Origin of the sequence: Spongiimicrobium sp. 3-5 (assembly GCF_046557915.1) — a bacterium.
GTDB lineage: Bacteria > Bacteroidota > Bacteroidia > Flavobacteriales > Flavobacteriaceae > JBHEBG01.
The window spans coordinates 57,246-77,659 of the sequence record NZ_JBHEBG010000003.1; the positions used below are offsets into that span (position 1 = coordinate 57,246).

Genomic DNA, 20,414 nt, shown 5'->3' on the forward strand with positions numbered 1-20,414 from the left:
TTAGCGACCTATTTTAATGGGTTTATGACGGATTTTTAGGCTTCCATGTATGCTTCAATAGGAGCGCAGGTGCATATCAAATTACGGTCTCCATATGCATCATCGACTCTTCTAACACTTGGCCAAAATTTGTTTTCACTTATGTAGGGCAAAGGAAATGCAGCCACCTGTCTGCTGTACGGATAATCCCAAGTATCATTTGTTACCATATCCATAGTATGCGGTGCATTTTTTAATACATTGTTATCATTGCCTTGTTCTATTTGGTCAATTTCGGATCTAATGGCTAGCATGGCGTCGCAGAACCGATCTAATTCGGCCAGATTTTCACTCTCCGTGGGTTCAATCATTACCGTGCCAGCTACAGGAAAGGACACTGTAGGTGCATGAAACCCGTAGTCCATTAATCGCTTTGCTATGTCGGTCACTTCAATTCCTTTTTGTTTAAAGGGCCTGCAGTCTATGATCATTTCGTGTGCGGCTCTGCCGTTTTCTCCAGTATAAAGCACATCGTATTTCTTAGTCAATCTATGTTTTATATAATTGGCATTGAGAATCGCTATTCTTGTTGACTGTGTCAATCCACTTTCTCCAAGCATTTTTATATAACCATAGGAGATAAGACATGCCAATGAACTTCCCCAAGGAGCGGCCGAAATGGCGCTAATAGCTTTTTCACCACCTGTCTTAACCACTGGGTTTCCGGGTAAGAAAGGAAGTAATTGCGGTGCAACGCATATGGGCCCCACCCCCGGGCCGCCTCCACCATGCGGAATTGCAAATGTTTTGTGCAAGTTTAGATGACAAACATCGGCTCCAATGGTTGCGGGGTTGGTAAGCCCTACCTGGGCATTCATATTGGCTCCATCCATATAAACCTGCCCGCCATGATCGTGGATCAACTTGGTTATTTTCTTTATCGAGGATTCGAAGACCCCATGGGTAGAGGGGTAGGTTACCATTAGAGCTGCAAGATTTTCTTTATGTGCAACTACTTTCTCTTCTAAATCCGCTACATCTATATTTCCTTTTTCATCGGTCTTGGTAACCACTACCTTCATCCCGGCCATAACCGCCGAGGCAGGGTTGGTGCCATGGGCAGAAGCAGGAATGATGCATATATTTCTATGTCCTTCATTTCTAGATTCATGATAGGACCTAATGGTCATTAAACCTGCGTACTCTCCTTGAGCACCAGAATTTGGTTGCAAGGATGTGCCCGCAAAACCAGTAATTATGGTCAAATCTTTTTCTAGCTCTTTTAGAACAATTTGGTACCCTTCGGCCTGTTCTAAAGGTACGAACGGGTGAATATTACCCCATTGAGACCAACTTAAAGGAAGCATTTCCGTGGCAGCGTTCAATTTCATGGTGCAAGACCCCAAGGAAATCATGGAATGATTCAGTGCAAGATCTTTCCTTTCCAATTTTTTAATGTACCGCATCAGCTCTGTTTCCGAATGGTAAGAATTAAAAACTTCGTTTTCCATAAAAGAAACGGAGCGCTGCAAACTACCAGAAATTATAGACTTATTTCGTATTTCTTTGACTTCCAGGGTCTCCTTACCCAAAGCCTCGGCAAAAACATCTATTATCCGCTGTAGATCTTTTAATGACGTAGCTTCGTTCAAAGCTATGGAAACAGTCTCTTCATCAACATATAAAAAATTTATGTGTTGTCTTTCTGCGATGGCTTTGATATGTTCTACACTTAGTTTAACCGTTATGGTATCGAAATAGGAAGTATTTATCTGGTAGAGTCCCAATTTCTCCAGGTTATCCGCTAAGGTAACTGCAGAAGTGTGGATTTTGTCAGCGATATACTTTAGTCCTTTAGGACCGTGGTAAACTGCATACATACCCGCCATGACCGCCAATAACACTTGTGCGGTACATATATTGGAGGTCGCCTTGTCTCGCTTTATATGTTGCTCGCGCGTTTGTAGGGCCATACGCAAGGCTGTTTTTCCATCAGTATCTTTGGTAACGCCTATTATTCTACCCGGGATGTTTCTTTTATAGGCTTCTTTTGTAGCAAAAAAGGCGGCATGGGGCCCACCATAACCTAGCGGTATGCCAAATCTCTGCGTAGTACCCACTACAACATCAACGCCCAATTCGCCCGGAGGGGTCAATAGTGCCAAACTCAAAATATCGGCGGCAACGGCTATTTTAATGGAGGCGTTTTTTGCCTTGTAAACAAATGTTGCATAGTCATGGATTTGACCATGTTTGCCGGGGTACTGTAAAATTGCCCCATAAAAATCACTGGAAAAATCAAAATCCTCATGGTTTCCAATTACCAGTTCTATCCCCAATGGTGTGGATCTGGTTTGTAAAAGCGATAAGGTTTGTGGTAAAATTTCCTCGGACACAAAGAATTTAACTGCTCCATTCTTCTTCTGATCCCTATTTCTAAGGTCGAAGAGCATTGTCATGGCTTCCGCGGCGGCCGTACTTTCGTCTAACAAAGATGCATTTGCCAATTCCATCCCTGTAAGATCGCACACCATGGTCTGAAAGTTCAAAAGAGCCTCCAAACGTCCTTGGGCAATTTCTGCCTGATAGGGTGTATAGGCCGTATACCATCCTGGGTTCTCCAAGATATTCCTTTTGATTACGGACGGGGTAATACACTCATGGTATCCCAAACCAATATAACTTTTGTACACCTTATTTTTTTGCGAAAGATGTTGCATGTGTTCCAGAAAATCCTGTTCATTCATCGGGGCAGGTAGATCGAGAGGTTTTTTAAGCCTAATTTCATCCGGAATGGTTTCATAAATAAGTTGTTCCAGGCTTTCTGCTTCAATGGTTTGAAGCATATTTTGAAGGTCTTCTTCCCTTATGCCGATATGGCGCGATGCAAACACGTCTGTTCTCATAGAATTGTAAAAATAAGCTCCGCAAAATTAGGGATTAATTCTCTTATTTAAACGAATTTCAAAGCCGTAACCAGTAAAGTTTTTAACGTTAAATAAGGGTTATAAACAGTTTGGCTACTTTTGCCTAATGAAGCTATTTAGGCAAGTCTTCGATTTTTACCTTGATGCTAGTATTCATGTGGCATTTTCCGTTGTTTCCCTCGTTTATATCACCACTCGTTTCCTAAGCATTCCGGTAGATATGCATTTGGCCTACTTCATTTTTTTTAGCACTATTTGCTGTTACAATTTCATTAAATACGGCGTAGAGGCAGAAAAATACCTGGTAATGACCAATCTTTACCACAAATACATACAGTTTATAAGTTTGGCTGCCCTTGCCGTTGCCCTTTATCATGGTTATTTTCTGTCGGGAGGTATTTGGTTGGCAATTGTTGCGTTGGTAGGGGTTGTTGCGCTATACGCCATGCCCGTATTACCAAAGGCCAAGAATTTAAGGAGCTTGGGAGGTTTCAAGATTTTTCTAGTGGCTCTGGTATGGTCGGGAATCACTGTAGCGCTTCCGGCTCTAAAGTTATATTTAACAATGCCTTGGGACCTTACCCTTGTTTTCTTTCAACGATTTTTATTGGTGTTGATATTGATGTTGCCCTTTGAAATAAGAGACTTAAAGTACGATGTGCCAGAACTTAGAACCCTACCGCAGCGTTTTGGTGTTCAACCAATGAAGCGACTGGGGATATTACTGGTTGCAGTATTTTTTTTATTGACTTTTTTTAGGGACGAAATCTCCTTTCTTGAAATTTCGGGTAGATTTTTTTTGTCGCTGATCTTAATAATGGTGTTATTGATCACTTCCAAAGAGCAACCTAAATATTTTGCCTCTTTTTGGGTAGAAGCTGTTCCAATTTTTTGGTTGGGAATTTTATGGGGATTCGGGATAATTCTAGGGGTAAACTAGGAATTTCGTAGTTTGTTCTTCATTTCGTTTTTCTCCCTTTCCGAAAGACCATGTAATTGTGCCCGCTCGCAGAGCGTCGTAAGGCGGGTATTCTTTTTAGTAAAAGCTGTGCATGTTTTGCACATAAGCAGATGAAACCTCAGCTTTAGGGTCTCCCAAAAGGTAGCTTCTTTATATTGCGTTTTATTACAGATATGGGACGCTTGTTCGCAAGAAATCATAATATTAATACCAATTTTGATTAAGGCAGCCCATAAGCGCCGTTCTGGCCCTATGTATCATTACCCATAGGTTAGACGGGTTAATTCCTAATTCATTACAAATATCTTCCGTGCTAATACCCTGCACTGTTTTCATGGTAAAAACCAAGGACTGTTTTTTGGGTAACTTCGAAATACATTGCTGTATTGCCAAGCCCAATTCTTCATTTTCCAAGGCGTTATTTTCCATTTTACTATAAGGATCTGCCACCTGTTCTTCCAACCAATCACCTTCAGAATCACTGTTGGAATTGTAATTAATGCGTACTTCCGCTTTGCCCTTATTGGAATTTATTTTTCTATAGTGATCTATAACTTTTCGCTTTAGAATGGCAATAAGCCAAGTGCGTTCCGCGGCATCACCCTTATAGTTCTTGGCAGAGTTTAACCCGGCAAAGAATGTTTCTTGTACTAAATCTTTTGCTATCTCTGCATCACTAACCCTGCCTATGGCATAATTGAAAAGGTAGTCTGCATAGAGGTCTACCCATTTATCCGGATTTAGTTGATGCGCTGTCATATTAGAATTTGCAAGTATCAAAGTAAATGATTTTTTTGTTAATGGCTTCGTTTATTTTAATTCATTATGTTTAACCAACCTTATGGCCTCTCCTTACGGTTCATTGCCTGAACAAGGTTTCAACATGACCAAATAACCAAAAAATCTATCACAGAAGTTTCACAAAAAGGTTTTAAAAAGAAACATTAACTAATATTTATGAGGCCTTGCCTATTAATCCGGCCCTTTTCAACAAGGCTTCTTCGTTGGGCTCGGCACCTCTAAACCTTTTGTAGAGTACCATAGGGTTTTCTGTTCCACCTTTAGAAAGGATATGCTCTTTAAACTTCCCTGCTATTTCCTCATTGAAAATGCCTTGCTCCTTAAAATAGGCAAAAGCATCAGCATCCAAAACCTCTGCCCATTTATAACTGTAATACCCGGAAGAATAACCACCCTGAAAAATATGTGAAAAAGAAGTGCTCATACACGTTTCCGAAGTCTCCGGAAAGAATTGAGTGCCCTTAAAGGCAGATTCTTCCAATGCTTTTACATCCGTTATTTCTGAAGGGTCTTTTCCATGCCAAGCCATATCCAAAAAGCCAAAACTTAACTGGCGAAGTGTTGCCAGACCTTCCTGGAAAGCTGAAGAATCCTTTATTTTTTTAATTAAATCCATTGGTATGGGTTCTCCGGTTTTGTAGTGTTTTGCAAATAGTTCCAAGGCCTCTCTTTCATAACACCAGTTCTCCATAACCTGACTTGGTAGCTCCACAAAATCCCAATATACGGATGTGCCCGATAAGCTAGGATACGTGGTATTGGCAAGCATACCGTGTAGTCCATGGCCAAATTCGTGAAACAACGTGGTGACTTCATTAAATGTAAGCAGCGAAGGTTTGGTCTTGGTAGGCTTGGTGAAGTTGCAGACATTGGAAATATGCGGACGTACGTTCACGCCATTTTTTACATATTGCGATTTATATGAAGTCATCCAAGCACCGCCACGTTTTCCTTCCCTCGGATAAAAATCCGCATAGAACAAGGAAATGTACTTACCGGTTGCATCATAAACTTTATAGGTCTTAACCTCCTCATGGTATTTTTCAGTATCGAAGACTTCTTCAAATTTTAACCCAAATAGTTTTTCCGCTACCTTAAATACCCCGTCGATCACATTATCGAGCTTAAAATAGGGTTTTAATTGTTCGTCGTCCAAATTAAATAACTTTTGCTTTAGCTTTTCGGAATAATAAGCGCTGTCCCATTTTTCCAGTTGATCCAATTTGTCCAAACTCTTCGCAAATTCTTCTAACTCCTTAAACTCTTTTTCTGCGGCCGGTTTGGCTTTTTTTAATAGGTTGCTTAAGAAAGTGGTTACCTTTTCCGGGGTTTCTGCCATGCGTTCTTCTAAAACAAAATGGGCATGGGTCTGGTAACCTAACAGATTGGCACGCTCATGGCGTAAATTGGCTATATTGATTACCAGATCTTGGTTATCCAAGGCATCGCCCTTAAAACATTTGCTACCGAACGCTATAGACATTTTTTTTCGGAGTTCCCTGTTCTTGGCATATTTCATAAAGGGTATGTAGCTTGGATAGTCCAGGGTAAACAACCATCCTTTTTTGTCTTTGGACTCGGCCAGTTGCGCCGCACCTTCCTTGGCGCCCTCTGGTAGCCCTTCCAGATCATCTTCATTAGTAAGTAAAAGTTGAAATTTATTGGTTTCTGCCAATACATTTTCTCCAAACTTTAGTTTTAATTTTGAAAGAACTTCATCTATCTCACGTAACCTTTTCTTATTTTCATCACTTAAATTTGCTCCATTTCTACTGAATCCCTTGTATTTTTTTTCGAGCAAGCTAGTTTGTTCCACGTTAAGTGTTAAACTATTTTTTTGATCATAAACGTGTTTTATTCTTTTAAATAGGGCCTCGTTCAAAGTAATATCGTTGCTGAACTTGGAAAGAAGCGGAGAAACTTCTTGCGCTATTTTTTGAATTTCCTCATTGGTTTCCGCAGAATTCAGATTGAAAAATACACTGGATATCCGGTCTAATTGTTGCCCGGAAAACTCCAAAGCTTCAATGGTATTTTCAAAGGTTGGCGAGGCCTGCGAACTTGCAATGGCGTCAATTTCCTTCTGGGCCGCTGCAATGGCTTGCAAAAATGCAGGTTTAAAATGTTCGTTCTTTATTTTTGAAAATGGAGCGGCATCAAATGATTTTAATAAGGGATTGCTCATTTATGGGTGATATCTTTAATTTTAAATTGATTTAGTGTAGGTTGTCCAAATAATTAAAAGGAAGGCAGGTTCAGCTTTCACCTTTTTTTCTAACTTCTTGGGCTCCGCTAATGACCTTTTGTTTTAATCCTTCCTTGTAGATCAAAATCTTATCAAGTGTACATTGGTCAGAGGCTCCTATGATCTGCGCTGCTAAAATGCCGGCGTTTTTGGCGCCGTTAAGGGCAACGGTAGCTACCGGCACACCTCCGGGCATTTGTAGTATGGACAGTACAGAATCCCAACCGTCAATAGAATTACTGCTTTTTACCGGAACCCCTATTACAGGTAGTGGCGACAATGATGCTACCATACCAGGCAGGTGTGCTGCTCCGCCGGCTCCTGCGATGATTACAGCATATCCTTTTTCGTGGGCGGTCTTGGCAAAATCGAACAATTTTTCGGGTGTTCTATGGGCAGAGACAATGTCTACATCCACTGCTATGTCAAAACCCTTTAAAATGTCCACTGCTTCTTTCATTATAGGCAAATCACTGGTACTGCCCATTACAACCGCTACTTTACTCATACTTAATTGCTTATTACCTTAATTGTATTTTTAACCTGTTCCGCAACTTTTCGGGCCTTTTCCATATCGTCATTGATAATTGTAACGTGTCCCATTTTCCGAAACGGACGGGTCATTTTTTTACCATAGATGTGTGGGGTAACCCCGTTCATCCCAAGTATTTTATCTATATTTTCATATACCACAGGTCCCGAATGTCCTTCGGAGCCTACCAAATTTACCATAATCCCGGCAACTTTACTACGGGTACTTCCCAAAGGTAGATCTAGAATTGCCCTGATGTGCTGTTCAAATTGGTTGGTATAACTTGCCTCAATACTGTAATGACCGCTGTTATGAGGTCTTGGAGCTACTTCGTTCACCAAAATTTCATCCTCGTGCGTCTGAAACATTTCCACAGCCAATAGGCCCACCTGTGCTATCTTTTCTGAAACCCTAAGCGCTACCTCGGTAGCTTTTTGGGCCACTTCCGTGGAAATACGAGCCGGACAGATTACATATTCTACCTGATTGGCCTCGGGATGAAATTCCATTTCCACAACGGGATAGGCCACTACTTGTCCCGAAACGTTGCGTGCAACGATTACCGCAAGCTCATTCTTAAAAGAGATCAACGATTCCGCAATGCATTCCACGTTGGGAATACCTTTTAGATCGTCTAATGTTCTGATTATCTTAACACCTTGCCCGTCATAGCCAAATTGGGAACTTTTCCATACAAAAGGAAAAGATAGCCCCCCGTTGGTAATGCTGTCTTCAATTTCATTGGTATAGGCAAAGCGTACAAATGGTGCCGTAGGAATATGATTATCCATATAAAAAAGCTTTTGAGCGGCTTTGTTCTGAATAATTTGCAATGCCTGGGTGGGGGGGTATACCTTAACCCCTTCTTTTTCTAACCTTTTCATGGCCTCCAGGTTTACATTTTCAATTTCTATGGTAAGGACGTCCAGACCTGATCCAAAATTGTAAACCGTATCAAAATCCAACAGATCCCCAACGACAAATTCGTTACAGGAAATTTTACAAGGTGCCTCATCGGAAGGGTCTAGCACCTTGGTGTAGATATCAAATTTACGGGTCTCGTACAACATCATTTTCCCCAATTGGCCACCCCCAAGGATTCCTAGCTTAAATTCTGATGAAAAATAGTTCATTAAAGTACTTTTTTGGCTTGTGATGGGATAGCATACACTTCGCGGCACAAAAATACATCTAAATCTTAGAATCGACCCGTATACGGGCAAAAAAGAGAAATCAAAGTGTTATCTTTGCCAACCTTAATTTAATTTATTGGAGTTGATAAAATTACACGACAAACGGTTTAAGCCCTTTCTTAGTGAAGAAGAGATTCTTTCTGCCGTAAAGAAGGTAGCTGAAGAAGTGGCCTTGGATTATAAGGACCAAGTACCCATTTTTGTTGGTGTGCTCAATGGTGCTTTTGTCTTTGTAAGCGATTTTCTTAAATATTATCAACATCCCTGTGAGGTGTCATTTGTAAAATTGAGCTCGTATCATGGACTTACATCTACGGGTATAGTAGAAACTCTTTTGGATATTCCGGATAATCTTGAAGGACGAAGCGTAATTATATTGGAGGATATCATAGATACCGGCCGAACCTTAAAAGAGCTGGTACATCTTTTTTCCAATACAAATGTCAAAGATTTTAAGATTGCCACACTCTTTTATAAACCAGAAGTATATAACGGGGAGTATTCCATAGATTATGTTGGGATGGAAATCCCGGATAAGTTTATAGTGGGCTATGGGCTAGATTATAATGAATTAGGAAGAAATTTACGAGAAGTATACCAACTAAACCAAAACCATATGATCAATCTTGTTTTGTTCGGCAAACCTGGCGCAGGCAAAGGAACACAAGCAGAGTTTTTAAAGGAAAAGTATAACCTTAAACATATTTCCACAGGTGATGTGTTCCGTTATAATATTAAAAATGGTACAGAATTAGGGAAATTGGCCCAATCCTACATGGATAAAGGCGATTTGGTGCCCGATGAGCTTACCATTAAAATGTTGCAAGAAGAGGTTGAAAAAAACCCTGATGCCTCGGGTTTTATTTTTGACGGATTTCCCAGGACTACCGCGCAGTCAGAGGCCTTAGACAATTTTTTGGAGTCCAAGAACATGAAGATAAATGCCACTATAGCACTAGAGGCGGATGATAAGGTCTTGGTAGAACGCCTTTTGGAAAGAGGAAAGTTAAGTGGCAGGCCAGACGATCAGGATAAAGAAAAAATTGAAAACCGTTTTGAGGAGTACAATCAGAAAACGGCCCCATTGAGGCAGTACTACGAAGCCCAGTCAAAATTCCATAGTGTAAATGGCATAGGTACCATTGACGAAGTTACGCAACGACTGAAGGCTGTTATAGATACGCTTTAGCTACTAAATTAGTTCCTCCAAACCTAGTGTTGGACCACTCATTATGACCGAAGGCAATTTTGTAGATTACGTAAAAATGTATGTGGCCTCTGGCAAGGGAGGCAAAGGATCCGTGCATCTACATCGAGAGAAGTACATTACAAAAGGAGGCCCTGATGGGGGTGACGGTGGTCGTGGAGGCCATGTAATAGTAAGGGGTAACAAAAACCTTTGGACTTTACTTACCTACAAGTTTAAAAGACATTTTAAGGCAGGCCATGGAGGGCATGGCAGCAAAAATAGAAGCAGTGGGGCAGATGGTGAAGACATATTTCTAGATGTACCCTTAGGTACCATAGTAAGGAATACCGAAACCAACGAGATCGTTTTTGAGATTACCGAAGACCAACAAGAACGGATTATAGCCCAAGGTGGTATGGGAGGCCGTGGCAATTGGCATTTTAAAAGTCCAACCAACCAAACCCCTAGATACGCTCAACCCGGTATTCCTGGGCAAGAAGTGGAGATAACCCTGGAACTTAAGATTTTGGCAGATGTTGGTTTGGTAGGTTTCCCCAATGCAGGTAAATCTACGCTGCTTTCCGTAATTACCTCTGCGAAACCCAAAATTGCGGATTATGCGTTTACCACGCTTAAACCCAATCTGGGCATAGTGAAACACCGCGATTTTCAGAGTTTTGTTATGGCCGATATCCCGGGCATAATTGAAGGGGCTGCTGAAGGAAAAGGGCTGGGACATTATTTTTTAAGACATATTGAGCGTAATGCCATTCTCTTGTTCCTTATCCCCGCAGATAGCAACGATATCTCCAAAGAATACGAGATTTTATTAGACGAGCTCCGTAGGTACAATAGTGAGCTTTTAGACAAGGATAGATTGGTGGCCATCTCTAAAAGTGATATGTTGGACGAGGAACTGATGGGCGAAATGAAAATTGAACTCGACAAGGATTTAAAAGGGGTGCCTTATCTATTTATTTCCTCTGTAAGCCAGCTGGGATTGCAAGAATTAAAAGACCGGCTATGGACGCTGTTGAACGATTAAACCATGTATTTTCCTACCTACACTAATTTTTTCATTAATTTTATATAAAGCCTCGATGATGAAAAACATTGGATACTACATGCTGTTGGCCATACTTTTTGCCTCTTGTAGCGCGGTAAAGGTGAATTACGATTATGAAAAGACAACCGATTTTTCTGGCTACACCACATATAACTACTACCCAGATTTAAATACAGGGCTTGGTGAACTAGATACAAAACGACTTCTTAAGGCCGTGGATGCGGCTATGCAGGCCAAAGGAATATTGCTGGCAGAGGAACCCGATTTCTTTATAAATATCCAAAGTAGCTCGTTCAGGGCCCCGAGGAGTAACAGCTCAGTAGGAGTTGGTGTAGGTGGCGGTGGCCGCAATGTGGGAGGCGGGGTGTCCATAGGTATTCCGGTAGGACAACCGAGTTTTTCCAGAGAAATAGTTTTTGATTTTGTGGATAGCCAAAGAGATGCCTTATTTTGGCAAGGTGTTACCGAAAGTTCCTATAGGGACAACGCCTCCCCAAACACTCGAGAGCAATTGCTAAATCAGATTGTAACAAAAGTTTTTTCAAAATATCCGCCAGCTATCAAAAAATAGGGCTTACAATTCCAACATAAGTATTTTCAAGATAAGTGGGTTGTTGGTTTAACGATTCATCCTTTTGTTCAATGCCGCTTTAGGTCTGTTCCCACTTCAAAAAAAACCCTAATCCTTGTAACAAATTATAGGTTTACGCAACTAACAAATTAAGACCTTATGGCGCAGCCAAGAGCGTTGAGGATTAAATTAAACCATCAAGAAAAGTAAAATGAGAACAGACACACTTAAAATGAACAAAATGCTAGCCATCGTACTGCTACTTTTAGGTATGCAGTCTTATGCCCAAACGGAAAAACCCCTTCCAGGAAATACGGAACTGGCAAGCTCCGACGAGGAACTAATGAAATTGGCCGCTATGGACGTAGGCGATTACAGGTACACCGTAGAGGACTATTTTGCAAGACCCAAGGCCTCCACGTTTAGATTTTCGCCTAATGGCAAGTATATTTCTTATAGAGAGAAAGACGAACATGGTAAAAGGCATATACAGGTCAAGGACATTGCAACAGGAAAGGTAACTAGGGCCATTGAGGAGAAAGAGGAATTGGTTAGGGGCTACGGATGGGTTAACAATTCGCGTCTGGTATATCTTATGGATCAGGGCGGAGATGAAAATTATCATTTGTACGCAGTAAACTTGGATGGTACAGAATTAAAAGACCTTACACCCTTTGAAGAGGTGCAGGCCAGTTTTTTGGAGTTGTTGAAAGAAGACAAGGACCATATTATTATTTCCTTGAACAAAAACAACCCTCAAATTTTCGATCCTTATAAAATAAACGTGCTTACCGGCGAAATGATACAGTTATACAATAACGAAGATGCCTCTAACCCCATCGCTGGTTACGATTTTGACAAGGATGGTAATTTAAAAGCCTTTACGAAGATAAGGGATGGGGTAGAACAAGATCTTTATTATCAACACGAAGACGGTAGTTACCAGGTGGTTAAAAGCTTAAATTGGAAAGATGCCTTTGGTATCTTACAATTTGATTACAGAACAGAAAACCCGCACGACGCCTTCGTTATATCTAACCTAGAAAGTGATAAGGCAGAAGTAGTGCTTTACGATTTCATGGAGGGCAAGCAATTGGCAAAAGTTTTTTCTCATGATCAATACGATGTAAGCAATCTATCTGTTTCCAGAAAGCGGAATTACGAGCTTGATTATTTTGAATACGAAGGGGAGAAGAGTGTAATTGTTCCGGTGAGCGATTATTACAAGGCATTGCATACCAAATTTGAAAAGGAATTTAAAGGAAAACAGTTCAGTATCGCCGATTTTACGGATGATGAAAACAACTACCTCATTTTTGTGGATAGCGATAAAATATACGGTATTTACTATTCGTACGATGTGGTTAAAGATGAGTTTAAGGAGGTCTTTAATCTAATGCCCCAGCTTAAGGAGGAGGATATGGCGGAAATGCGCCCTATCACGTTTACTAGCAGGGATGGCCTTACCATCCATGGATATATTACTATGCCCAAAACGGCTGTGGAGGGGCAAAAGGTACCCGTTATAGTAAATCCGCATGGCGGCCCACAAGGCATACGCGATTCATGGGGCTTTAATCCGGAAGCACAATTGTTTGCCAGTAGGGGATACGCTACCCTTCAGGTTAATTTTAGGATTTCCGGGGGATATGGTAAAGAGTTTTTGGAATCTGGGTTTAAACAAATAGGAAGAAAGGCCATGGACGACGTGGAAGACGGATTGCAATACGTAATTGATCAGGGTTGGGTAGATAAGGATAAAGCGGCCATATATGGAGGCAGTCATGGCGGATATGCCGTACTCCGTGGACTCACTAAAACCCCGGATCTATATGCTTGCGGAGTAGATTATGTGGGTGTTTCCAACCTGTTTACCTTTATGAAGTCTATACCACCCTATTGGAAACCCTATTTAAAGATCATTAAGGAAATATGGTATGATGAGGACATTCCCGAGGAAAAAGCAATTATGGAAGAGGTTTCCCCGGTTTATCAGATTGATAAAATTAAAAAACCGCTATTGGTGGCCCAGGGGGCCAATGATCCAAGGGTAAATATTGATGAGTCCGATCAAATTGTAGATGCCCTACGTAAAAAAGGTTTTGACGTGCCTTATATGGTAAAATATGATGAGGGACATGGGTTTGGTAAAGAGGAAAACTCCATTGCTCTTTACAAAGCTATGATTGGTTTTTACGCCAAACATTTAGGACAAAACGAAATTCCGAAACCTATGAAGGACTAAGGTTGGTTTTTGGATAAAAGAAAAAGGGCGGCCATGGCCGCCCTTTTTGATTACTAAGTTGGTTTTACCCCTGAAGTAAATCTTTATATTTATCCTTATAGCCATATAACATAACAATATTTAGGACCAATAGCCCCAATGCCCCACCAATAGATGCTGGTTCCAAGGTGGCATGGAACAATACCGCGTTTACTGAGATACTCATTAAAATTAGCATCATTAAGGCCCCATATTTGTTAGTTAAGAGTGCCAGTGCCGATATAATCTCTATAATGCCTACCATTACCACCGTTTTAGTGCTAACAAGAGCGGTAAAATAAGCCATACCAGCTTCCGACATTTCCCCGAAAGGCATAAAATGTAGAAACTTATTAGCCCCAAAGGTCAGTAGGAAAAGCCCGAAAACAATTCGGAGGATCAGAAAAACTTTAGAATTCATAATTGCCTGTTTTTAAATTAGTTCAGTGTCAATTTATGAAAAATAATAAAGCGTAATTGCAAATTTCGCAATTATTTCTACTTTATTGTCAACCTAATTCCTTCGCTATGGCTGCTGAACTCAGGAGCATACATACTCTGTGCGGTAGTAATTCCATTGCTGAAATCGCCCGCATTGTTCACCCTTAGGTCGTATTCAAAAACGTGCACACCTTTGGAGAGATAATCAAAAAAGAAATTGGTGCTGGCATCCTTGGTGCTCTCGTAATACCCAAGACCATCTTGCCATTTGTAACCCGAAAGTACATTAATTGGTTCCAGACCGGAAGCACGCATATCTTTTAAATGTATAAACTCCATTGGCCTATCCGCCGTTAGTACTACCCGTACCCTTACTAGATCTCCGATCTTTAAATCCGTGGTAGGGCCAATCTCGGAAATCTCTTCTCCAAAATCGGTATTCTTTTTAAGGAACAGTTTTTTACTCAATTCTAAGGGTGTTTTTGCTCCCGTAATTTTGTCCAAATCTTCAAAATATTGCCAGTAGAGGCCTCCCCAGGCTATTCCTTTCCCTTTTTTCGAGATTTGTACTTCTGCCATTTTAGAGGTAATTTCAGCACCCGTCCATGCAGTTTTAAAATACCCTGTGCCTGCTTCTACCTTAACATTCTCCAATTTTTTTGGCTCAATTTTGGTGCCACCAAGCAATACGTCCACACTTTCTGTGACAGACAGCCATTTACTTCCCTGAAGCAATAATGCGTAAACTGCATTGGCCGTGGCTTTAGTGGTCTTCCATTGGTTTGTCTGCTTATGTTTTAGTAACCATACTTTAAGGTTGTCCACAGTAGCGGTATCCTTGTTTATTTCAGAGAAGGCCTCTATAAGCAATGCTTGAGTTTCTATTGGAGCTTGATACCAATGCCAGGAGCCTATGTTCGCCTTCCAATACATGCCCAATTCCTCATTAACAATACTGTTCTCTTTTAGTGATCTCATAATATTCTCTGCAGTTGCGGGCTGGTCCATCCTATATGAGATCAATGCCAACATGCCTTGGGCATAGAGACTCTTGGACAACCAGTACTTTTTCGTTTGCCTTAAGTAGTAGTCCGTTATTTCTTTCACTTTTTTAGAGGAAGTGATCTCCGGAAAGAAGCTACGCATATATAAATAATGTATTTGAGTATGGCTTAAGTGATCTTTTGATAGGTCTTTGGCGTACCTTTTGGTCTCTTCATATTCCTTTACAAATTCAGCATCCAAATAGTTCAAGGCTTGCGTTAGCATCTGTTGCATGCCGTTTTTGGAAGACGTTACATTAAGTTTTTTTAGATGCCCCATACCGGTTACAATATGCTGGGTAATAAACCTATTTTCTCGGCCTCCTTTAAACCACGCCCACGCTCCGGACGACATTTGATTGGTCTGCAGCTTGCGCAGTGCGTCTGCCCGTTGGTCTTTCATTTTGTTGAGATCAAAAAGGAGTGCAATTCTTTTCTTTTGTTCCGTTTCTGACTGGGCATCCCTTAGCCAAGGGGTTTCTTGTATTAGAAGCGATTTTAGTTCCTGATTCTGCTCTAAATTGCTTAACAGGGCGTCGCCACTTGCCCATTGGTCAAAGACTTCTTTAATTCTGGGGCTGCTATTTGCAATGTGGGCGGCCAAAGTATTGGCATAGTACCTAGAAAATGTTTGCTCATTACAATCATAAGGATACTCCATTAAATAGGGCAGGGCCTGCACAGCATACCATGCCGGGTTTGAGGTCATTTCTAATGTTAGCCTATGATGTTTTAAGGTAGTTGAAGCATTGTTCTTTAGCTTCTGCAGAACAAACGTCTTGGTATTATCACTGCCTACCCACATGGGTAGGGTTTCCGTTACCAGCATTCTATTGGTAAGTACGGGTAGGGCCGCTTGTTCCCCATCGCTAAAACCTTCGGCCTTTGCAATTACGGTATATTGTACCGCCCCGAGGTTTTCAGGGATGCTTAAGGCCCATGATACTTGGGTGTTACCTAATGAATCTACCGAAAAAGAATGTTCGGCCGTTCCATTTTTAGCGTCTTTTACCAGTTTGGCGGTTACATTCTCTCCTGTAATTAAATCTGTCAATTCCAAGTGAGCATTACCGGAAAGAGTTTTTTCCGTTAGGTTAGAAATCTTACTGCTTATGATTACCTTGTCGCCTTCCCTCAAAAAGCGGGGAACGTTTGGCATTACCATTAACTCCTTTTGGGTTAAAGTAGTTAAACTTGTAGTGCTGCTTTTTAAGTCTTTGGTATGGGCAAGGAGTTGCAATTTCCATTTGGTAAGGGCTTCAGGGGTTGTAAAACTAAAGGAAACATTACCTTCTTTATCCGTTTGCAATTTTGGAAAGAAGAAAGCGGTTTCTTGTAAGTTTTTTCTAGGTTGAACAGTAGCATCTTCTACATTTTCGGGAAGTTCTTGGGATTGATCTCTGTCCGACTCATTGGATCCTATGGAGACACCGGCCACCTTCCCCTCCAGTTTATCGCTAACCACTACAATTTCATCCAATGATTCCTCCTCCGCATCCATCTCCATCATAGCGGCAGCAGGCTCGGCGGAACGTTTGTTTACACTGTTTGCATACCCTATACGTATGTTATTGCCTAAGCCAAAATAAAAGCCAAACCAATTGAAGCTATCGTAATTTTGCAGGGTATAAGGGTATGTGCGATTATTATCATTATAGTTCCAAAACTGATCTATACCAAAACTTTGATACCCTCTTATATTACTTCGGCCATAATAGTTGGGTAGAGAAATAGGGTTAAAGTTCCAATTATGACCCTTAAATGCATCCAAGGACGCGTCGTACATGCTTGCGAGCAATTCTGCGGACACCCGTTCCCCTTTTGGACCCTTTACCTTAAAGGTCCAAGTTTCATCCGTTCCGGGCTTCAATTTATCACGAAAGGTTAGGGTTTCTATTTCCAAATCGGTTTTTGGATAAGGAACAGAAATAGTGATAGCACCCGATTGGAAGGCATTATAGGCCGAAAAACTGTAGCTGATGGCAAAACCCCCTAAATCCGTTTCTTGGACAGGAATTGTTAACTTCTTAATGTCATTCTTCAATTGGACCACATAGGTATTTACTATTTTCCGGTCTTTTTCTACTTGTACCGTTACGCTAAGATTGGGGGCGGCAGATGCTAGGGATACCGATACCTTATCCCCTGAAGAATAAGAAGGTTTATCAGTCTTTATTTCGAACAACTGATTGTCTGCTAATTTTTTATCTCTATCACTATATAAGGTCGTATACACGATATCCGTCACTAGCTGACCAAATTTATCTTTACTTTCTAGTTCGATCACATATTTTCCAGAAGCCCATTTTTTTAGGTTCTCCAGAGTTGCTTTCTTAGATTTTCCTGTGTTGAACGCAGTTTCCCATAAAACAGGCCCTTTTTTCCAATGGATATAATTATGCTCATCGGAATAGGCCTCATAGGGGTACAACTCTTTATATTTTTCCTTGGTGAAGGATTGGTAGTCGGGTGCTTCCCAAAGTCGGGGTCTAAGTACCTGTTTTGGAGCTATTAGTTTATATATTTTTAGCGTTCCAGTGTTGGCTACAAACTGCCCATTAAGATTTTGGGTAACGATATCGATATCATGATCGGATTTATATTTGTCCAACATAGGTGCTACCGATAATCTAGCTTCAAGCGAATGATAACCTACCCTTATTGTAGATAAAGTACTTTGTGTTTCTCCATTGACGTCCGTTACATCAGCCGTCACTTCATAGGTAAATACGGGCAGGTTCTTTTTTAAGCTACCCAGGTCGGGGATGGCCACAAACTCAATTTGGTAGTTGCCAGAGGCGTCGGTACGTGTCTCCCCATGGGCTATTTCTTGCGGAGCAGTGTTGTAGTAAGGTCTGCTCCAATAGTACCATCTTGGGAAATAAACTGTTCTTTTTACCCGGTATACCACTTTTCCATCGGTAATATTGCTACCCGCATAGGCCGTTGCCTTACCTTTTACCAAAATGGTGTCGTTTACACGGTAGGATTGGGTTATGGGTTCAAATGACGTTTCAAATTTGGGTCGTTTGTACTCTTCTACGGAAAAGTAATGGTTCTCCCTTACCAATCCGGAAATGGCATAAACCTGAATATAAAATTCACCCGTTAACCCAGAAGCAGGTAGCACAAATTCTCCATTGAACGAGCCGTAGTCGTTAGTCTCAAAATCGAGCTCGGAAATCTTTTGTCCGTTTACATCGTGCAGACTGGCAAATACGTTTTCATCGGACAGTACTTTGGATTTATCCTTAAAGGTTTCCATTACTATTCCCTTAAAATAAACAATCTGTCCGGGACGGTAGATGCTTCTATCCGTAAAAAGAAAACCCCTTTGGGTTACCCGCTCCTCATTGCCACGTTTGTACTTTCTGTTTATACTGAAACCTCCAAAGTGGGCCTTGTCCTTTCCATATGTTATGGTGGCGTTCAGTGATGTTAACCGATGTTCTGCCAAAGCAATACCAATTTTACCCATGGCATCGGTCTTTAGTTGTTTTGATAGTGTAGGTCCGTTATAGTCTTTTTTATAAGTAAGCCTTACATTGGCACCTACCACAGGATTCCCATTGTTGCGATCTATAACTTGAAAATACTGATGTGTATTGGTACTTATCTCCAAAAAGGCCAGATCGGTGACTTGTATCGGAGAAAATGCAAATGCCGTTGTATCTTCGGAACTTGGTTTTGCCAGAATTAGGTATGATCCTCCCGGTAGCGCTGGCAACAAAACTTCTGTACTGTGTTGCTGATGGTCCCCTTCGTTTTTTAAATCTGCATTCCAATGTTTTACAAGGGGCAAGTTTTGGATGATGTTCAGTTTTTTCTTTTTTTCATAGGTGGTGTTAAGTCTTTTAAGCTGAGCTTGGGTTACACGGTAGGTGTACAGCTGTAAACCTTCATGGTTTCTATAGTTTACTAATAGCTTAGAACTTTTGTCAATAGGAAGATTCCTTTCAGTGGTCAATTCAAGATATGTATTTAGAATTTCCGATTTTAGACGTTGACATTTTAATGCACCCGTACTTTTAGGGTATTTTGAAATAACCGAATCACAAAGTTCCAAGGCTTCTTTACGCTTCCATTGATGTTTGGTTTTTTTCTTTGGAATATAGCTGGTGCCTTGTGTGTTGTAAAGAGATGCTATTTCATAGGAGTACAAGGACGATACCTTGTGGTTTGGATACTGTTCAACAGAATTCTGAAGGGCCTCCAAAAAATGACGTTGCTTGTCTTCGAAAGTAGCATTTTCATAAACGAATTTAAGCCGATCAATATCTACATCTACCAAAGCCTGTGGGTTTTTGTTCTGGGTATGGAAACGTATCAACTGCTGATATATCCCTAAGGCCTTAAATTGTAGTGCGTGTTTATCTTTGGTGTCGAGCGTTATATCTTTGAAAGTATGTGCCTCGCAGAGCAGATCGGGTTGGGAAATTTCAAATTTGTACGCAGGGCGGGTAATGCTATTTTCTTGTGTTTTATAAAAGTTTAATGCAGTATGCGCAAGGATATCGAACATTGTAGGCCTAAAAACTTCGGACTCCTTTTGCTTGTTTAGAATAGCAGACCACTTTTCCAATCCAATTTGTTGCAACCTTTTTGAATTGCCTAATGAATTGTCTAAATGGATCTCAATTTCGCGAAAAAGTGTAGTAAGATCCCAAGTTCGAAAGTCTAAGGAATCAATTTTATTGGCTGTTTTACTTCGGTTATAGAAAACATATCTATTTTGCTGAAAATACTGCCAATAAAGGTTGCCCAAATAGCTTTCAAGAACATTTTTAACAGGGAAATCACTTTGCGAAATCTGAGTTTTAAACTGCTTAATGATTTTCAGTTGGGCGTCTTCCTCCAATATCATGGCATATTTGGAGGTATACAACAGCGCCTTTATGGTCTGTGCAGAATTATCCTCTTTATTAGCTTTTTTGGAAATGGAGGCCACTGCTTTTAAGGCAGACTGCGTTAAACCCTGCTGCTCCAATTGCTCAACTTTTTTCCAAAGGGCCCTGTATGCCTCATCACTATGCTGTGAAATGCCCATTTGTGCATATAATAAAACTACAATAAGGGTAGTAAAATGTTTCATATCGATAAATTTACTGAACAAATATGTATCCTAATCCAAAGCTTTGCAATATTAAATTAGGGAACATGTCTTTTGATTGAGGGAACTTGCCTATTGATACAGATGCAAAAA

The 20,414-nt window shown here is 40.8% G+C and carries 12 protein-coding genes; 5 read left to right on the top strand and 7 right to left on the bottom strand.

Going from position 1 to position 20,414, the window contains the following annotated elements:
- Positions 1-35 precede the first annotated feature (35 nt).
- Positions 36-2,885, bottom strand: coding sequence for an aminomethyl-transferring glycine dehydrogenase (gcvP, locus tag ACEQ81_RS11780; RefSeq protein ID WP_411031100.1), 2,850 nt, complete (start codon positions 2,883-2,885; stop codon positions 36-38).
- Between the two features lie 127 nt (positions 2,886-3,012).
- On the opposite strand from gcvP, the gene ACEQ81_RS11785 reads away from it, so the two are divergent.
- Positions 3,013-3,846: a hypothetical protein gene (locus ACEQ81_RS11785; RefSeq protein WP_411031101.1), complete on the top strand. Its 834-nt coding sequence runs from the start codon at positions 3,013-3,015 to the stop codon at positions 3,844-3,846.
- Positions 3,847-4,071: 225 nt separating this feature from the next.
- Here ACEQ81_RS11785 and ACEQ81_RS11790 read toward each other — a convergent pair whose 3' ends face one another.
- From ACEQ81_RS11790 to ACEQ81_RS11805, 4 genes are all read right to left on the bottom strand, one after another.
- On the bottom strand, positions 4,072-4,626 hold the full coding sequence (locus tag ACEQ81_RS11790; RefSeq protein WP_411031102.1) for a sigma-70 family RNA polymerase sigma factor: 555 nt from the start codon (positions 4,624-4,626) through the stop codon (positions 4,072-4,074).
- A gap of 196 nt (positions 4,627-4,822) precedes the next feature.
- Positions 4,823-6,853: a M3 family metallopeptidase gene (locus ACEQ81_RS11795; RefSeq protein WP_411031103.1), complete on the bottom strand. Its 2,031-nt coding sequence runs from the start codon at positions 6,851-6,853 to the stop codon at positions 4,823-4,825.
- Positions 6,854-6,923: 70 nt separating this feature from the next.
- Positions 6,924-7,421: a 5-(carboxyamino)imidazole ribonucleotide mutase gene (gene purE, locus ACEQ81_RS11800; protein WP_411031104.1), complete on the bottom strand. Its 498-nt coding sequence runs from the start codon at positions 7,419-7,421 to the stop codon at positions 6,924-6,926.
- A 2-nt stretch (positions 7,422-7,423) separates the two neighbouring features.
- Positions 7,424-8,578, bottom strand: a complete 1,155-nt coding sequence (locus ACEQ81_RS11805) for a 5-(carboxyamino)imidazole ribonucleotide synthase (RefSeq protein ID WP_411031105.1) — start codon at positions 8,576-8,578, stop codon at positions 7,424-7,426.
- Between the two features lie 142 nt (positions 8,579-8,720).
- On the opposite strand from ACEQ81_RS11805, the gene ACEQ81_RS11810 reads away from it, so the two are divergent.
- From ACEQ81_RS11810 to ACEQ81_RS11825, 4 genes are all read left to right on the top strand, one after another.
- Positions 8,721-9,827, top strand: a complete 1,107-nt coding sequence (locus ACEQ81_RS11810; protein ID WP_411031106.1) for an adenylate kinase — start codon at positions 8,721-8,723, stop codon at positions 9,825-9,827.
- A 43-nt stretch (positions 9,828-9,870) separates the two neighbouring features.
- Positions 9,871-10,872, top strand: coding sequence for a GTPase ObgE (gene obgE, locus ACEQ81_RS11815; RefSeq protein ID WP_411031107.1), 1,002 nt, complete (start codon positions 9,871-9,873; stop codon positions 10,870-10,872).
- A 55-nt stretch (positions 10,873-10,927) separates the two neighbouring features.
- Positions 10,928-11,464: a DUF4136 domain-containing protein gene (locus ACEQ81_RS11820; RefSeq protein WP_411031108.1), complete on the top strand. Its 537-nt coding sequence runs from the start codon at positions 10,928-10,930 to the stop codon at positions 11,462-11,464.
- A 232-nt stretch (positions 11,465-11,696) separates the two neighbouring features.
- Positions 11,697-13,709, top strand: coding sequence for a S9 family peptidase (locus ACEQ81_RS11825; protein WP_411031579.1), 2,013 nt, complete (start codon positions 11,697-11,699; stop codon positions 13,707-13,709).
- 64 nt (positions 13,710-13,773) lie between these two features.
- Here the strand turns inward: ACEQ81_RS11825 and ACEQ81_RS11830 are convergent, their stop codons facing one another.
- The gene (locus ACEQ81_RS11830) at positions 13,774-14,148 is read right to left on the bottom strand and encodes a DoxX family protein (protein ID WP_411031109.1); all 375 of its coding nucleotides are present in this window, start codon (positions 14,146-14,148) and stop codon (positions 13,774-13,776) included.
- Positions 14,149-14,225: 77 nt separating this feature from the next.
- Positions 14,226-20,303 carry an alpha-2-macroglobulin family protein gene (locus ACEQ81_RS11835; protein WP_411031110.1) on the bottom strand — a complete coding sequence of 2,026 codons (6,078 nt, stop codon included), beginning with the start codon at positions 20,301-20,303 and terminating at the stop codon, positions 14,226-14,228.
- Positions 20,304-20,414 lie beyond the last annotated feature (111 nt).

Bases quoted from the DNA above. Each gene is read 5' to 3' on its own strand.
- ACEQ81_RS11785 (WP_411031101.1), top strand. From the start codon at position 3,013: ATGAAGCTATTTAGGCAAGTCTTCGATTTTTACCTTGATGCTAGTATT.
- ACEQ81_RS11795 (WP_411031103.1), bottom strand. From the start codon at position 6,853: ATGAGCAATCCCTTATTAAAATCATTTGATGCCGCTCCATTTTCAAAA.
- ACEQ81_RS11820 (WP_411031108.1), top strand. From the start codon at position 10,928: ATGATGAAAAACATTGGATACTACATGCTGTTGGCCATACTTTTTGCC.
- gcvP (WP_411031100.1), bottom strand. From the start codon at position 2,885: ATGAGAACAGACGTGTTTGCATCGCGCCATATCGGCATAAGGGAAGAA.
- purE (WP_411031104.1), bottom strand. From the start codon at position 7,421: ATGAGTAAAGTAGCGGTTGTAATGGGCAGTACCAGTGATTTGCCTATA.
- ACEQ81_RS11830 (WP_411031109.1), bottom strand. From the start codon at position 14,148: ATGAATTCTAAAGTTTTTCTGATCCTCCGAATTGTTTTCGGGCTTTTC.
- ACEQ81_RS11805 (WP_411031105.1), bottom strand. From the start codon at position 8,578: ATGAACTATTTTTCATCAGAATTTAAGCTAGGAATCCTTGGGGGTGGC.
- ACEQ81_RS11835 (WP_411031110.1), bottom strand. From the start codon at position 20,303: ATGAAACATTTTACTACCCTTATTGTAGTTTTATTATATGCACAAATG.
- obgE (WP_411031107.1), top strand. From the start codon at position 9,871: ATGACCGAAGGCAATTTTGTAGATTACGTAAAAATGTATGTGGCCTCT.
- ACEQ81_RS11825 (WP_411031579.1), top strand. From the start codon at position 11,697: ATGAACAAAATGCTAGCCATCGTACTGCTACTTTTAGGTATGCAGTCT.
- ACEQ81_RS11790 (WP_411031102.1), bottom strand. From the start codon at position 4,626: ATGACAGCGCATCAACTAAATCCGGATAAATGGGTAGACCTCTATGCA.